This is a genomic window from Paenibacillus sp. UNC499MF, from assembly GCF_900107975.1.
GTDB lineage: Bacteria > Bacillota > Bacilli > Paenibacillales > NBRC-103111 > Paenibacillus_F.
In genome coordinates this window covers 191,281-207,509 of record NZ_FNVF01000004.1, presented here as the reverse complement: position 1 = coordinate 207,509, position 16,229 = coordinate 191,281, and the positions used below count along the sequence as shown (strand labels likewise).

Genomic DNA, 16,229 nt, shown 5'->3' with positions numbered 1-16,229 from the left:
ATAGCAGAACGCCCGGCATAGACTGCTTATTACCAGCCTGCGCCGTTTAAGACGATTTCCGCGGCAGGTCCGGCGCATACCGTGCGCTCGTTTCCTCCGTCTGCCAATCGACTCCGCCTCTTCAGCAAGCTGAAGTCAGAAGAAATGCTCGTGGACGGCTTCGGCAACATCCCTAAAGCGTCCCTGGTGCCTTCGAGTCCTCGGCAGCTTAGTTTTCCGCCTTGCCGGGCCGGTTGGCGATTTTTCCGAACGGGTGCTGCATCTTTCTCCTTGCTTTCAGCTCAAGTCGCACTGCGCCCGGCCTACTTCATCTTTTCTTTCAAAACGTTATCCAGAAGCCGCTCCAGCAGGGAAAGTCCCCGGACAATTTCTTCAAGCTCTTCCCGCGAAGAGTTTTTAACGAAAAGTTCCTGAAAATCCCGCACGTTGGCGATGATATCCTTCATCTTTTCCTCCGCTGCCGGAGACAACTGGATCTTGACCACGCGCTGGTCTTCCTTCGTCCTGAAACGCTCGACCAGTTCCATATTCTCCAGCCGGGAACAAATGGCCGAAACGTTGCTGTCGACCATATTGAGCGCCGCCCCGATATCGCTGACCCTCATCGCCCCTTCCTTATCGAGAAGAAGCAAAATGTTGATCGACGGAGCCGTAAGATTATGCGGAGAATAGTGCTGGTTGACGATTTTGGCGTGTTTCGTATCGATCACCCGCAGCAGCTCGCCCACCTTGACGCAATAATCGGTAAGTTTCATGGCATTCCTTTCCTGCATTTATTTATTACGATAAATATTATAACGATAAGTATATGGCGTCAATGCTTTTTCTTCCGAAATCGCAAATATCTTTTTGAAGGAGCGGATGTTACCGGAGCGGGAAAAGGTGTCCCCTTTCCAAGCTTGCGAGACTATAATTTTTGCGCAGCAAAAGGTGGATGAAGCGAGCGTTTTGCCGGTACAATCTTGGGTCATAAGAAAAAGGCATTTCCTCGTGACGGTCGTGTACTTGATGACGAACGGCTGCACGACCGGAAGCACTCTGTTCCCCGACGGCGGTTACATCCTGCGCTGACCGGCGGACACCCGGTCGGGTTGCCGCCTCCCCCGGTCTCTGCCCATCCACAAAAAAGCCGCCTGCCGCGGATCTTACTCCACGGCAGGCGGCTTCTTGCTGCATATTGACCGGATAGCTTAGGAAGCGGCTGCCGCCAGCTCCCCGTGTCCCCGGTAATGAACGCCGGGACTGCTTGCGGCCTCCGGTTCGTCACTCTCGAATTTGAACTTCTGAATTTCGTCCTGCAGCTCTTTCGCCATGCGGCTGAGCGCCTCGGAAGATGCGGAGATTTCCTCCATAGAGGCAAGCTGCTCCTCGCAGACGGCCGCCACGCTCTGGGAGTGGCCGGAAATATCCGCGGACAAGCCCGAAAGCTGTTCCTCCGCCTTCAGCAGCTGCTCCGTAGCGGCCGACAGCTCTTCGGTCGCGGCCGAGACTTCCTGCACCTGGCCGGTTACGGTCCCGATGGCCCGGTAGATGCCGTTAAACGCTTCGCCGGTACGGTCCATAACGCGCGTTCCGGCCTCCACCTCGGCAGAGCCCCGGTTCATGGCGGTCACCGATTGGGCTACCGTCTGAACCATCCGCTGAATGCCTCTGGCGATCTGCTCCGAGGCTTCTCCCGTCTGCTCCGCCAGCTTCTTCACTTCTCCCGCTACGACGGCAAACCCTTTGCCGTTCTCCCCGGCTCTGGCCGCCTCGATGCTCGCGTTAAGCGACAAGAGGTTGGTCTGCTGGGCGATATCCTTGATGAAGGCCGTAATCTTCTCAATGTTACGGGACTGCTCGCCCAGGTCGTGAATAACCGCGGCGGATTCCTCTATCGTGGTCCGGATCTGTTTCATCTGGACGACGGTTTCCCCGAGCAGCTTTCTCCCCTCTTCCGCCTGCAGCGCCGCCTGCTCCGATGACTCCACCGTAATGGAAGCCGACTCGGCAATGCGCTGGATACTCTGGGCGCTTTCTTCGATGGCCTGCTTGTTCTCGCGCAGCTGGTTCACCTGCCGGTCGGCGGTGCCCGAAATATCCTGCATCGATTCGGCTACCTGCTGCGAGCCCGCGACCGCCTGTTCGGAGCCGTCCGACAGTTCTCTGGAAGCGGCGGCCACTTCGACGGCATTCCGGTTGATTTTGGCAAGCAGCGTCCTCAGGTTCGCTTTCATTTCATTAAAAGCTCCCGCCATTTGGCCGATTTCATCTTTCTGTTTAAGCCGCACATCGTCGCCCGTCAAGTCGCCCTCCGCGATCCGCTTGGCCGCCTGGGCCACCAGCGTTACGGGGCGCGCGATCATCCGGGTGATCAGATAAGCGAGCACGACGCCCGCGACAAGCGCCGCAAGAAGCGTGATCCAGAGAAGCGTCTTGATGTCGCCAACCTGATGAGAAGTCTCCTGGACGGACTGGTCCAGCAAGGACTGCTGATAGTCCTCCAGCTCCGAAGCCGTTTGCATCAGCTCGCGGGCCATCGGCACGCATTTTTCTTCTACCAGCCTGGTGTAATTCCGGATATCTTCCACTTTTTTGTAGGCCGCTATCTCGGCCACTATGCCCGCATACTGCTCTTCCAGACTGCTTAACCGGGCGGCCAGTTCTTTGGACTTATCCTGATGTATATTAGCCTGCAGCTTGCTCATTTCCGCTTTGAACGTCTGTCTGTCCTGCTCATAGCTTTTAAAATGTTCTTCATTGCCCGTCAGGAGGTATCCCCGCACGTTTTTGGCTTCTTCGGACGCGGTTGTTTCCAGGTCCTTGATAAGCAGAATTTTCTCCACCCGGTCGCTAATAAGGCTCTGGTACACCTTATTTACCGAGGTAAGCTGGTAGAGCCCGATAGCCCCGACCGTGAGAGTCAGCAGCAATACCGCTGCGAAACTGAGCGCAAGCTTCTGTTTGAACTTCATAAGGTTCCTCTTTTTTTATGTAGTTTTAGGTCTTAACTCCTATTAAACCTGAAAACATGATTTTAAAACATGGATTTTTCGACTGTTTTCGATAAATTTTTCGTAAATTTTGAGTCTTACGGCTTAGTTTCATCCTGAGGATCGTGTTCATCATTTATTCATTTGACAAGTCCTTCTGCCAAGCGTAGAATTACAAAAATAAATTACTCTAATTAGAGTACTTTGATTAGAATATATTTCTCTAGGAGTGAGAGCACGTGAACGGATTTTTAAAATTTATGAAAAGCAAAGCCGTGATCGGCGGGTTAACGATGATCCTGTTTTACCAGGTCGCGTTTATCGCCATTTTTATGTCCGGATACAGCGCGATTCCCAAAAATATCGACGAGCTTAAGGTCGCGATTGTCAACGAAGACACGCAGGCCGGCAAGGAAATAGCAGCTGGTTTGCAGAAAGAGCTGCCCTTCCACGTCACTATGGGCGCTTCGCTGGAGCAGGCCCGGGAAGAGCTGAACGACCGAGACGTTCATATGGTCATCCATATCCCGGCTGACTTTACGGAGAAGCTTTCTAAGCAGGATCAGAAAGCTCCGTTGGATTTTATGATCAACCAGTCTAACCCGGCGACGGTTACCAGCACGATGCAGTCGGTCGTTACGCAAATTACCGGAAGTCTGAACCAGCAGTTCGCCGTACAAAACGCACAGGGCATTCTGCAAAGTTTGAACATGCCCGAAGAACAGGCCAAGCAGCTCGCGGCTGAAATTCCCGCCAAGCTTGCGCCCAACATGATCAATATCAATAAAGTGCCTGCGGGTATGCATAATCAGATGGCGCCTTTCTTCCTGGCGATGGTCAGCTATGTGGGAGCCATGGTTTTCTCCATGATGGTCACGGGCGCAACCCGGGCTTATACCCCTATCCTCGGCCGCGCCAAAGCATTCTGGTACGCACAGGGAGTAAACGCGCTTGTCGCCTTCTTCTCCCCGCTGATCGGACTTACGATCTATTTTCTGGTCCAAGGCGGTTACGAAGCCAGCGTCTTCCTTCAAGTATGGCTCGTTCATGCGCTGGAGCTGTTCGCGGCAATCGAGTTTATGTCTATTTTCTGCTACCTGCTCAAAGACGCCGCTATTTTCGCGAACCTGACGCTTATGCTGTTCCAGACCATCAGCAGCGGCGCCGTCATGACCCAGGATATGATGCCGGCTCTGTTCAGATGGATAAGCCACATCTCCATCATGTACTACACCGTACAAACCGATTTCAGCCTGCTCTTCGGCGGAGGCAAGGTCGGGGAAAACCTTCTCGGACTCGCCGGTATGGCCCTTGCGTCGCTTGTGGTCGGGCAGCTGGCCTATCTGTTCGTTTCTCCCGGATTCAAGAAAAAAGCGCTGACGGATGCTTCTTGAGCCCTCTTCGTGTACAATAAGAAGGCTTGGGGGTCCGGCGGACCCCCGGTTTTTCAACATGTTGGTTCAAAGGGGAGACTTTCCGATGTCACTTCAGATTTTTATTCTGGGAATCTTATGCGAAGGCAATCACCACCCTTACGATATAAAGAAAATGTTCAAGAAGAACAACATAGAGGACGTTCACAAGATCAACGACGGGACCCTTTATTACAATTTTGACGTCCTGTTGAAAAAGGGCTATATCGAAAAACGCGAAGTCATCCGCGAGGACAACCGACCGGAAAAAACGACCTACGGAATTACACCGAATGGCCGCGAGTTCCTGGAGCAGGAAATCTACGCGAGCTTTCGGAATTTCACCGGAGTCGAATCGCTCTACTCGTCTACCTTGTTTTTGCAGCATGCCGATAAGAACAAGCTTATTTTTCTGATCGAGGAAGTTATAGACAAGATGAAGAACCGGAGCGAGCAGCAGAATCAGGATTGGGAAGCCTTTAAGGACAAAACGCCGCCGAGCGTTCATCTTATTCAGGATTATGTTCATAACCGGATGAAGCTGGAGTCGGAATGGCTGGTAAAGCTGCTGGACTTCGTAAAAAACGGAAGCGAATGACGCGTTCCCTCATGAAACGGATAAAGTCACAAATCGGATCAGGTGCAAAAGAAACTTTTTGCCCTGATTTTTTGTGTTTTCGGCATTTTTTATAAAAGGGGATTGCCCCATTGTTCCGGAGGTTGTAGTAGAATGGTTTGAGTAGAATGAGGAATGGATAAATTCGACTACTTAGAGTTAGGGGCTAGAAGAAGTATGCAGGGAACCATCAAGAAAATTTTTACTCATTACTGGAGTCCTTATATCGCCATGGGTCTGGCCGGTGTATTAAGCGCTCTGTACTTCGGCATTACGAAAACCGTCTGGGCGGTAACCGGAGAATTCACCCGTCTGGGCGGTCACATTCTCCAGCTCTTCGGCGTGGATGTGTCGGACTGGGCTTATTTCAAGCTGGTCGGCATGAACGGGACTACGCTGACCCGTACCGACGGATGGATCGTCTGGGGAATGTTTATCGGCGCCCTCGTTATGATTCTGTTCAGCAACAACTTTAAAATCCGCATTCCGAAGCAAAAACGCCGCCTGGTGCAGGGGTTTGCGGGAGGAATTATCGCCGGCTTCGGCGCAAGGCTGGCCCTCGGGTGCAACCTGGCCGCCTTCTTCACAGGGGTGCCGCAGTTCTCGCTGCACTCCTGGATCTTTATCGCGGCTACCGCGATCGGCACTTATCTCGGCGTGAAAGTCGTGAACACGGCCTGGTGGAAAGGCAAGCCCGTGCTGAGCAAAGGCAATACGGCCGCTTCTCCTTCAGCCGTGAAGAAACGGGTCGTACAGCCCTATGTGGGGGCTGGGATTGCCCTCGCTTACGCGGCGCTCATCGTTTATTTCTTCGCCTCGGGCAAAACCATGCTGGGCACCGCCGCGATTTTCGGCGCAGCCTTCGGTATTCTGATCGAACGCGGGCAGATCTGCTTCACCTCGGCGTTCCGGGATCTCTGGATCAGCGGCCGCGCCACCATGACTAAGGCCATTACCGCAGGGATGGCGATAAGCTCCGTGGCTACGCTGGTCATCATTCTCGTGTACGGGCTGGAGCCCATCACCAAAATCGCCGCACCCAGCACGCTTGTGGGCGGAATCTTGTTCGGCCTCGGCATCGTGCTTGCGGGGGGCTGCGAGACCGGCATGATGTACCGGCTGATGGAAGGCCAGGTCGTCTTTCTGCCGGTATTTATCGGCAACATTATCGGAGCGACCGCACTCGCTTACGCCTGGGATCATCTCGGCGTCTTCAACCTGCTCGCCAAGAGCGGCTCGAAGATTAACCTGATCCCGCTCATGGGCCCTTACGGCGCCCTGTTCGCCACGCTCGCGCTGCTTGCGGCCGGATTCGCCGTGGCCGCTTATTGGCAGAAAAATTACCGGTTCGGAACCGGATTCAAGAAAGGGGACACTACCCATGTCCGTTGATTACACACTCGATATCAGGGGCGAATCGTGCCCGTATCCCGTCATTTATACGCTGGAAACCCTTCGCGATATGAAGAAAGGGCAGCTTCTGCAGGTGATTGCAGACTGCCCGGCCGCCTTCCGCAACGTGCCGGAAGAAGTGGTGAAGCACGGTTATACGATGGCCCAGGAGCCCGTTAGAGACGGCCAGGAATTTACGCTTTATATCCGGGCCTAGAGAAAGGTCTGCAAGGATTGTCCTCATCATCCGATATAGGAACTATCTTCTTTGGAAAGGTCGGTTGTATCCGGAATGAACGTATTCTTCTCTTCAGGCTTACATACCAGCAACAGCAAGAACGATAATTCTTCACGCTTAAAAAGTAAAACAGGTTGGCTCTTGCGCCTTGTTCCCGCGCTGATCGGACTCTCTCTGTTCGACTTCTCCGCAGGGATCTCCACCGCATCCGCATCACCGGGGCAGGATGTGTCGGTCGTCGTCAACGGCGCCGAACTGTTTCCCGATTCCCGCGCCTATATTCAAGCGGAATCCGGCTTGACTTACGTCCCGCTGAGGTCGCTGTCGGAGGCGTTCGGCACGGAAGTCGAATGGTCCCAATCGACGAAGACCGCCACCGTGCGCAAAGGCGCCACCCTTATCGACCTGACGGTCGGGAGCACTCTGGCGCACATTGACGGGCGGGAGGCCGCATTGGAGTCCTCCGCGGAGCAAGAAAACGGCCGGGTCATGGTGCCTGTCCGCTTCATTGCCGAGGCACTCGGCATTGCGATCGCTTGGAATGCCGATACACATACGGTAACCCTGGGTGATACGCCGGCACCTGCCTCCGTGTTTGCTCCGGGGGAAGGAAACGACGTCCAAAACATTCTGAATCAAGCATTCGTCACCCAATCGAACGGGTGGGTGTATTATCAGAATGTGGGTGATGAAAGCAAGCTGTACCGGATGAAAGAAGACGGGTCCGAGTCTGTAAAAATCTCGGACGACCCCGCCGCTCAGATCCAAGTGACCGGGGGCTGGGTATACTATCGGCTTCTTACTCAAGGGGAACGGACCGACGCGGGAGAAGTGTACCGGATTCGGCCCGACGGCAGCGAACGCACGAAGCTCAGCAAAGAAAAAGCCGGACAAGTCTATGTAACCGGGGACTGGATTTACTATAACGTTACCGCGGGTTTCGGCTCAGGCCCTCTTTTCAAAATGAAGCTTGACGGAAGCGGCAAACAAGAGCTTTCGCAAAAAGACGAGGACGTCATGGATTTCGTCCCTTATCAAGGACGCATCTATTACAAACGGAGCACCGGAGGTCTCTATTCACTGGACTTTGACGGCCGAAACCGCAAAACCTACACAAAGGAATTCGTCCATGAACTGCGCGCGGCCAACGGCTTTATCTACTACCATAAGGACGCTAACCAGCTTCTGAAAATGTCCATACAGACCGGCGAGGAATCTGTGGCTGTAGACAATGTGCCCTTGAGCCGTTATTATGTGGGTCCCGATTATCTCGTTCTGGAAAAGGCGCTGAGCTTCCTGGACCGGAAAGTGTACCTGACCGACCTGCAAGGCGGCGGGGAAAAGCTGCGGATAAACAACACGCTCGTTAAGTTAAACGTGATCGGCGATTGGATCTATTTCATGACTTATGAAACAAAGAGTTCTAAAACGCACCGTTACGCGGATATCGTTTTTTCTCTCGGTCGTGTTAAGAAAGACGGCTCGCAGCATGAAATCATCACGTCCAAAACGAGCAATCCGTTCCCTAATGAACGGCTGTAAGCCGGCAAAACGCAAAAACCCTCCGAACCCGCAAAATGCGGAACCGGAGGGTTTTGCTTTATCTGTTTTGCGCTACGCCTTGCGCTTCAAAATACTTTTCTTATGCGAAAATGTATCAAAGCTGCCCTGGCCGTGGTAGGAGCCCATTCCGCTCTCGCCCACGCCGCCGAACGGAAGGAAAGGCGACGTGAGATGCGCCAGCGTTTCGTTGACGCAGCCTCCGCCGAAGGAAACACTGCCGAGAATCCGGTCCTGCACTTCGGTGTTTTCGGAGAAAACATACAGCGCAAGAGGCTTCGGACGGCTCGTAATTTTGTCCAGCGCCTCGGTAAGGTCGTCATAGACCAGGACCGGAAGAATCGGACCGAAGATTTCATCGCGCATCACCGGATCTTCCCACGTAACGGAGTCCAGGATCGTCGGCTCGATAAACAGTCTGGACGCATCCGTCCTGCCGCCGGATACCAGCTCCCCGTCGCTCAGGAAGGCGCTCAGACGGTTGAAATGCTTCTCACTCACAATGCGGGGGAAGTCCGGATTCCGCGTAATGTCCTCGCCATACAGGGCATGAATGGCAGCCTTCAGTTCTGCGAGGAAGGCGTCCTTTACCTCCCGCTGAATGAGAAGATAATCCGGTGCCACGCAGGTTTGGCCGGCATTCAGGAATTTGCCTCTGGCGATGCGTTTGGCGGCCGATTCCAGATCGGCGTCGCCGTGGACGATGCAGGGGCTTTTGCCGCCGAGCTCCAGGGTAACCGGGGTCAGATGCTTGGCCGCGGCTTCCATGACGACCTTGCCGACCGGCGTGCTGCCCGTAAAGAAGATCGTGTCGAACTTCTCTTTCAGCAGCGCCGTGCTCGCTTCCACTTCCCCTTCGACTACGGCAATGTACTCTTCCGGGAAGTCTTCCCGCACCAGCTTGGCAAGCATGTGCGACGTTTCCGGAGTAAACTCCGAAGGTTTAAGGACGGCGCAGTTGCCCGCAGCCATCGCCCCTACGAGAGGCGCAACGGCCAGCTGGAACGGATAGTTCCATGGCGATATGATGAGCGCTACTCCGTACGGCTCCGGGTAAATGACACTGGTCGCATCGCCCAGGAAAGACGGCGTATCTACCTGCTTCGGTGCCATCCACGACGAAATATTTTCCAGCGTGAACCGGATTTCTTCCAGAACGATCCTGATCTCGGAGGAATAAGCCTCCGCTTCCGACTTGTTCAGGTCTTTTCTCAAGGCGGCCAGCAGATCTTTCTCATGCTTCCCGATGGCGTCCTGGAGTTTGTTCAGAGCCCGGGTACGAAACCCCATCTCTTTCGTTTGTCCGGTATGGAAAAATGTCCGCTGTCGTGTGACCAATTCCCCGTATTCTGCCATCTTGAACACTTCCTTTTCTATATTTGCCGTCTAACGAGAGGAGGAGGACATATAGTCCCCCGCCATTCGTTGCTTCATTTTTTTCTTGCGGCTTGATGGTCGCCGCTTACGTTTTGGCTGGACGGCTGACGTTTTCCCGTTACTCTCCGTTCGTCCCGCTTACTTTTACAAGCATTTTACCGAGATTGGTTCCTTTAAAAAGTTCCAGGAACGCTTTGGGGACGTTGTCGAAGCCTTCTACGATCGTTTCCTCGTACTTCAGCTTGCCTTCGGACAGCCACTTGCCCAAATCCGCTCCGGCTTCCGGAAAACGGGAAGAATAATCGCTCAGAACGAAGCCTTGGATCAAAGACCGGGTCTTGATGAGCTGAGGCTGAATCCGGGGACCGAGGTCGCCGTCCGTGCTGTTGTAGGAAGAGATGGCGCCGCAAAGCGGAATGCGAGCATGGTCGTTCAGTTGTTTCATCACGGCATCCGAAACTTGTCCGCCCACGTTGTCGAAGTAAACGTCGACTCCGCCGGGGCAAGCTTTTGCTATCGCTTCATTCAGGTTCTCCGCCGTTTTATAGTTAACCGCGGCATCGAAGCCGAGTTCCTTCTCCAAGTAGGAGATTTTCTCGTCCGAACCGGCAATACCGACGACGCGTGCTCCTTTCAGCTTCGCGATCTGTCCCACCATCATGCCTACCGCTCCGGCCGCACCCGACACGACGACGGTCTCGCCTTCTTTCGGCTTGCCGATATCCAGCAGACCGAAATAGGCGGTCATTCCCGTCAGTCCGAGGACACTCAAATACGCGGACAGCGGGGCCAGGTTTTCGTCCACTTTGCGGACGGAGGAAGCGTCTACCGTGTTGTACAACTGCCAGCCGAGCATGCCCAGCACTTTGTCGCCGGTTTCGAATTGTTCCGAGCGGGAAGAGACGACCTCCCCTACAATCCCGCCGCTGACCGGCTCGTCCAGCTTGTATGGTGGCACATAAGATTTGGAGTCGTTCATTCTGCCTCTCATATACGGGTCAACGGACAAGTATAGGGAACGCACGACAACCTGGCCTTCGGCAGGATCGGCTACGGGAACTTCCCGGAATTCGAAATTATCGACGGTCGGCATCCCCTCGGGACGCGAACGGAGTACGATTTGTTTATTCATCGGCACATGAATTCACTCATTTCTCGTTAATTTTATTGAACAATGGTTAATAAAAATGGATGCTATCATACAAACTAGCTGTACCAAAGCGGACATGACCTGTTTTTTACCCGATTTTGATAGTTTTAAAACTATGCAACTATTAGGCCGAAAAACCCAGGTTTCCCGGCAATTTTACAAACTGTCCAAGAAACCCGGCAAAAACTGGTGAAACACGTCTTTCCGCAGTTCGCTCGTTTTATTCTGGCCGTTGCGGATCACTTTTATGAGGCCGGCTTCATACAAAATTTTCAAATGATACGATACGTTCGATTTATCCATGCCTACGGATTCGCCGATTTCGCCGCATGTATTGCTGCGGTCATGACGATGAAGATACCGGATCATTTCGATTCGCTTTACTTCGGCCAGCGCCTTAAAAATCTTGACCCGCTGCTCGTCTTCCACAGTTAATTGTTCGATAGTCATAGAACTATTTTAGTCCTCTCTTCTATGTTATGTCAACTCGCCGGCCTCTTCCGTGTCCCCGAAGCTTTTCTCGTTTAAAAAGCTGTCTTCCAGAACCGCCGACTTGTCCCCGTATACTTTAATAATATGTTTCTCGCCCCAGGCGCACAGAGAATCGAGGATTTTTTGCAGCCCCCACCCGTATTCGCTGAGCTCGTAATCCACGCGAGGCGGGATTTCCTGGTGGATCGTTCTTTTGATTACTCCGTCTTCCTCCAATTCGCGCAGCTGCTGGGTGAGCATTTTCTGCGTAATCGCCGGCATAAGGCGCTTCAGCTCGCTGGTGCGCTTTTTTCCGTGCGTCAAATGGCACAGGATCACACACTTCCATTTTCCTCCGATAATCTCCAATGTCGCTTCAACCGGTATGTTGTATTTCTTCTTTGTCGTCATGGTTTAGCCTCCCTATTATAGGTTTCCCCAAAGATACTACGGTACTCCCAGGTACCTATAATACTAAAAAGTACGTTCTTTTCAAGCGGAACTCTATCCCCCATAATAGCACTCACCGGCCGGTATGCACCATACAGGCTGACAAATAACAGGTTTCCAATTATACCCGGAATTCTGAACCGATAGGAGAGAGATCCATGATTGCCGATTCACAAAAAAGCACACTCGCTCTACTGGCTCTGGCCATTAGCGCATTTGCCATAGGCACCACCGAGTTTATCAGCGTAGGGCTGCTGCCTCTGATTGCGGAGAACTTGCAGACTTCCCTGACGACAGCGGGACTTACTGTCTCCGTGTATGCGCTCGGAATTACGCTCGGCGCCCCAATCTTGACGTCCCTAACGTCCACAATGTCGCGGAAAACGCTGCTCTTGTGGATTATGGTCGTCTTCATCGTCGGCAACAGCCTGGCGGCCGGAGCGACGACCATAGGTGTCCTGCTTGCCGCCCGCATCGTCTCCTCACTGGCCCACGGGGTCTTCATGTCCGTCGGCTCGACCATCGCAGCCGATCTCGTGCCCGAACACCGGCGCGCCAGCGCAATCTCCATCATGTTCACGGGACTGACCGTGGCGACCATTACCGGCGTGCCGATCGGCACCTTCATCGGCCAGCAGTGGGGATGGCGGCTCGCTTTTGCGGCCATCGTCATTGTGGGCGTCGCCGCCTTCATCGCGAACAGCATGCTCATCCCTTCCACACTGCCGAAGGGAGTCCGCACCACGTTCCGCGATCAACTGAAGCTCGTGACGAACGGCAGGCTGCTCCTGATGTTCGTCATTACTGCGCTCGGCTACGGCGGCACCTTTGTCGTATTCACGTTCCTGTCTCCGCTGCTGCATACCGTCACCGGTTTCGCGGAGAATACCGTCACCCTGCTCCTTCTCGTTTACGGAATCGCCATTGCCGCAGGCAACGTAATCGGCGGTAAAGCCGCGAACCGCAAGCCCCTGCCCGCTCTGCTGGTCATGTTTCTTCTGCAGGCGGTCGTCCTGTTCGCGCTTGCTTTTACGGCCCCCTACAAGACGGCCGGATTGATCACCGTTCTTCTGATGGGGCTGTTCGCCTTTATGAACGTGGCCGGGCTTCAAGTCTTCGTACTGACGCTCGCCAAGCGCTATGTTCCCGCAGCGGTGGATGTCGCGTCCGCGATCAATATCGCGGCGTTCAATGCCGGGATCGCCCTCGGCGCTTACCTGGGCGGTGTCGTCACCGAACGTATGGGATTGATCCATACCACCTGGGTGGGCGGCATCATGGTCACGGCGGCCGTTGTTCTGACCGGCTGGAGCCTGCTTCTTGAGGTCGGAGGCAGAACGGTTCTTCGGGAAAAGGTCTTGAATTAACCGAACGTCCATATGGTTACGATTCATGCGAATGTTAATAGAACCGAAGGAACGAACGGAAACCTGCAAAGGCGGTCATAAAAGGCAAAGCCCCGGTAATGCTGTTCTAATTTGAAATCTGACAAGCCATCTGATCCGCCACTTTGTATATTTCCAATCCGCTTGCACCTCGTTCACATCAGGCTTCTGGCGGCAAAAGGGTCAATCTCTCCCGGAAGCCCCGCCTCTATACAAAAAACGGCACGCTGAACGAATCAGCGTGCCGTTTTATTAATTCCCTAAACGTCGTACTCCAGCTGTTTCTTCGCCTGGACGATAAAGTCGATCGGTGAATGGATCGTATCGGCCTGATACTGGACGGCGCCCATTTTCAGGCTGAGGTCGACCTTGTATTTCTGGGCAAAATCCCGGGTGTTGAACTCCTCCAGGCTCTGCTTGATCCGCTCCATCACGACTTTGACTCCGTCACGGTCCGTGAACAGCAGCAGCCCCCATGTGGCGTCTTCCTTGTCCAGCAAGTACAGGGCATCGTTGGTACGGATGCTGGCCTGGCTGATTTTGGAGACGTCGATAATGGCTTCCGCAAGCTGTTCATCGCCGATGAGCGGGCGGATTTCGTTCCAGTACTTCACCTTGATGACGAGCAGCGTCAGCGGAATGTTATACCGGGTCGAAATCCCCGCGAACACACTCGCATCCTTCCTGAACGCGATGCTGTTCTTCAGGTCCGTACGTTCGTCCAGCGTCGCCAGCCGGGCCTTCTGCTTCTGCAGATCGTCATTCTCGGCCTGGAGCTGCCTCGTTGCGGTCGTAAAGAGCCAGATGACCACGGTCAGCACCGGCGTCATGATCAGCCAGAAGTAAGTCGATACGCCGATGGTCTCTCCGCGGGTTACCGTCTCGTACAGAATGTAAGTCCCGTACCCGAAAATGAACACGATGTTCAGAATGAGCCCTGCCGTGACCGTCGTGAAGTAAGTGACTACTACAAAGAAGAAAGCAAGGTTGAGGAAAATAAGATTTTCCACGTACCTGTTAGGGTCCCCGGCGGTAAAAGCGACGCAGACGTTGCAAAGCACCAGCAGCACCAGGAAAGCGATGTCGGACAGAAGCGAACTACGATTAACTTTCATCGCGGCCACCTCTCTTCTTCAAGTGTTTGCGGATCAGCAGAATGAGCGAGAGAATCGCAAGAGCGGCAACCAGCACGAAAGCGACAAGGAAACCGAGAACGTCGCCGCGCTGCAGCACGTCTTTCACCAGGGACTGGTCTCCCTCGCCCGCTTCTTTCTTGAACCGGTAGGCACTGACGCTTCCGTCCTTATCGGTCATGACGCCGTCGCCGTATACTTTCCACTTGGCGTTCTCGTTAGCGATCAGCTTGGAAGCCAGATAATAGTTTTCGGCACGGGCTCCCGTCACGGCCAGAAAACCGTTGCCCGCCTGGAAAGGCGAGGCCAGAAGCTGGAGCGTGCCCAGCCGTTTGCCGTACTCGGTTTCTATGCTTATTTTTTCGTTCGACAGAATGCCTTCGCCCTTGGAATCGTACTTGAAGTACAGATTCTTGTTGTTTTCCTGAATGAGCTTGTTGTCGATAAACGTGCCGATGGCGATAATGTTGGAATCTTTCAGCTCGTCCGAGCCTGCCGTATCCTTGTAAAAACGGACGTCCCCGGTGTTGCCGGCGGCATATTGGCCCAGCAGGTTGAACACATTCGAGAGGGAACGGTACGTGTAGTCATCCTTCGCCTCAGGAAGCACGACCGCTATGCGGTTGTATATTCCGTCACGCAGGAACGGATACGGATAGTTGTTGAACAGCATATCCGTCCGGTCTTTGGTTTTGAAATTGATCATGGAATCCTTCGTAAGGAAGGCCCAGGGCGTCTGATTGCCGTTCTGCGTACAAGCGGCACTGACCATCTGCAGGTCAAAAGCGGCCGTCACGGAGAAGTTGCCGGATACCGCGGCGTTGGACGGAATAGCGAAAACGGCCTTGTCTCCGTTAGCCATTTCCTTCGTCAGTTTTTTGCTGCCGATCGGGATGCCGTTAATGGAGACCGTTACGAGGGAACGGTTGAAATCCAGATTCTGGGCATACCGGAAGTCGAGAGTAATCTGACCGGCATCCGCGATGGACCGGTTCGTCGGCAGAGACACGAAATAGCTCTTCTCCTGATGGCCCGGCCCTCTCAACTCGTCACCGGTTTCGGTGAACGTTACCTGCGTGCTGTAAGCAACGGGAGGCGTCGCCACATCGGTGCTTTCCTCGACGATCTTCAGGTCGCTGTCCGTCTGTTCCATCAGGGACGGATTGGCGACGAAACGGCCGGCCTGAACGAGCAGCTTCGGATTCTGGGAGGTCACGACAAGCGTCGGCTGCGTATCCTTGTTCACCAGCTGGACGACGGCCTTCGTGTTGTAATCCTGCTTGCTCAGCAGCCCCTTGATTCCTTCCGGAAGCCGGTCATACAGCCCGACGAGGACAACCGCCTGCTTGTCCTTGATCACATCGGCCCGGTAAGGCAGCAGCGGGATATCCTTGTCCGCGTTTTTCTTGGCCTTGGCGAAGCCGGAGAGCGCATATACGGCCGTCTCCAGCTCGGCGGGATCGCCGTTATCCGGCACCGTCAGAACGCTCTGCCCGGCTCCGACCGTGTCCAGCCCCGAGAAGCGGTGACTGAAGTCGTTGATGGCCGCTTTCAGCTCCGCGTTCGTGTAGGCCACATCGATACTCGATGTCGTGAACAGGCTGAGCCAGTGATCGGGCGCATCGTCCGGCGCGCACACCTCGTTATCGACCGTGCGGATGTACCCGGCAATCTCCAGCATGTTGCTTCCCTTCTTCAGCCATTCCTTCGGTACGGATACCGAAAGACGCTGGCGCCCGTTATCGGCCGCCACAGGGCGGAAGGAATGAAACGCGTGGCCGTTGACGGATAAAGTGACACTGGATATCAGTTCTTTCGCCAGCTGCGTGGCCTGATAGTCCAGATTGATTTTGACGGTCTCTACGTTCCAGTAGTCCATCAGCTCGAAATATTTCTGCCTGGAGCTCACGGCACCCGATAACGATGCTTCGCTCTCGGTGAACGGAGTCTGATACGTACGCGCTTCCCCGTTCGCGGGAGCAGCCGCGGCGCCCTGTCCGAACTGGGCCGCGAATATCGATAAGAGGCAGATGAACAGCAGCCATTTTTTCATAGTCATCATGGAATTCTCCT

14 protein-coding genes are annotated in these 16,229 nt (G+C 54.1%); 6 read left to right on the top strand and 8 right to left on the bottom strand.

Annotation, left to right across the window (positions count from 1 at the left end):
- Positions 1-302: 302 nt before the first annotated feature.
- On the bottom strand, positions 303-755 hold the full coding sequence (locus C4S74_RS11710) for a MarR family winged helix-turn-helix transcriptional regulator (RefSeq protein ID WP_103995507.1): 453 nt from the start codon (positions 753-755) through the stop codon (positions 303-305).
- 435 nt (positions 756-1,190) lie between these two features.
- Positions 1,191-2,954, bottom strand: coding sequence for a methyl-accepting chemotaxis protein (locus C4S74_RS11700; protein ID WP_103995506.1), 1,764 nt, complete (start codon positions 2,952-2,954; stop codon positions 1,191-1,193).
- A gap of 257 nt (positions 2,955-3,211) precedes the next feature.
- On the opposite strand from C4S74_RS11700, the gene C4S74_RS11695 reads away from it, so the two are divergent.
- From C4S74_RS11695 to C4S74_RS11675, 5 genes are all read left to right on the top strand, one after another.
- A complete protein-coding gene (locus C4S74_RS11695) occupies positions 3,212-4,366 on the top strand; it encodes a YhgE/Pip domain-containing protein (protein WP_103995505.1) in 1,155 nt (384 codons plus the stop codon).
- A gap of 85 nt (positions 4,367-4,451) precedes the next feature.
- Positions 4,452-4,982, top strand: a complete 531-nt coding sequence (locus C4S74_RS11690; RefSeq protein ID WP_103995504.1) for a PadR family transcriptional regulator — start codon at positions 4,452-4,454, stop codon at positions 4,980-4,982.
- 195 nt (positions 4,983-5,177) lie between these two features.
- Complete coding sequence (gene yedE, locus C4S74_RS11685) at positions 5,178-6,392, top strand: selenium metabolism membrane protein YedE/FdhT (protein WP_103995503.1); 1,215 nt, start codon at positions 5,178-5,180, stop codon at positions 6,390-6,392.
- Positions 6,382-6,609 carry a sulfurtransferase-like selenium metabolism protein YedF gene (yedF, locus tag C4S74_RS11680; RefSeq protein WP_009675875.1) on the top strand — a complete coding sequence of 76 codons (228 nt, stop codon included), beginning with the start codon at positions 6,382-6,384 and terminating at the stop codon, positions 6,607-6,609. Before yedE ends, yedF begins: the two co-directional genes overlap by 11 nt.
- A gap of 162 nt (positions 6,610-6,771) precedes the next feature.
- Positions 6,772-8,172: a DUF5050 domain-containing protein gene (locus C4S74_RS11675; RefSeq protein ID WP_103995659.1), complete on the top strand. Its 1,401-nt coding sequence runs from the start codon at positions 6,772-6,774 to the stop codon at positions 8,170-8,172.
- A gap of 72 nt (positions 8,173-8,244) precedes the next feature.
- Here the strand turns inward: C4S74_RS11675 and C4S74_RS11670 are convergent, their stop codons facing one another.
- From C4S74_RS11670 to C4S74_RS11655, 4 genes are all read right to left on the bottom strand, one after another.
- Positions 8,245-9,546 carry an aldehyde dehydrogenase gene (locus C4S74_RS11670; RefSeq protein WP_103995502.1) on the bottom strand — a complete coding sequence of 434 codons (1,302 nt, stop codon included), beginning with the start codon at positions 9,544-9,546 and terminating at the stop codon, positions 8,245-8,247.
- A gap of 139 nt (positions 9,547-9,685) precedes the next feature.
- A complete protein-coding gene (locus C4S74_RS11665; RefSeq protein WP_103995501.1) occupies positions 9,686-10,705 on the bottom strand; it encodes an NADP-dependent oxidoreductase in 1,020 nt (339 codons plus the stop codon).
- 168 nt (positions 10,706-10,873) lie between these two features.
- On the bottom strand, positions 10,874-11,167 hold the full coding sequence (locus tag C4S74_RS11660; RefSeq protein ID WP_103995500.1) for a helix-turn-helix transcriptional regulator: 294 nt from the start codon (positions 11,165-11,167) through the stop codon (positions 10,874-10,876).
- Positions 11,168-11,194: 27 nt separating this feature from the next.
- On the bottom strand, positions 11,195-11,599 hold the full coding sequence (locus C4S74_RS11655) for a helix-turn-helix domain-containing protein (protein WP_103995499.1): 405 nt from the start codon (positions 11,597-11,599) through the stop codon (positions 11,195-11,197).
- A gap of 197 nt (positions 11,600-11,796) precedes the next feature.
- Between C4S74_RS11655 and C4S74_RS11650 the strand changes: the two genes are divergently transcribed.
- The gene (locus tag C4S74_RS11650) at positions 11,797-13,005 is read left to right on the top strand and encodes an MFS transporter (RefSeq protein ID WP_103995498.1); all 1,209 of its coding nucleotides are present in this window, start codon (positions 11,797-11,799) and stop codon (positions 13,003-13,005) included.
- Between the two features lie 278 nt (positions 13,006-13,283).
- Here C4S74_RS11650 and C4S74_RS11645 read toward each other — a convergent pair whose 3' ends face one another.
- Positions 13,284-14,138, bottom strand: a complete 855-nt coding sequence (locus C4S74_RS11645; protein WP_103995497.1) for a diguanylate cyclase domain-containing protein — start codon at positions 14,136-14,138, stop codon at positions 13,284-13,286.
- A complete protein-coding gene (locus C4S74_RS11640) occupies positions 14,128-16,218 on the bottom strand; it encodes a cellulose biosynthesis cyclic di-GMP-binding regulatory protein BcsB (RefSeq protein ID WP_103995496.1) in 2,091 nt (696 codons plus the stop codon). Before C4S74_RS11640 ends, C4S74_RS11645 begins: the two co-directional genes overlap by 11 nt.
- Positions 16,219-16,229 lie beyond the last annotated feature (11 nt).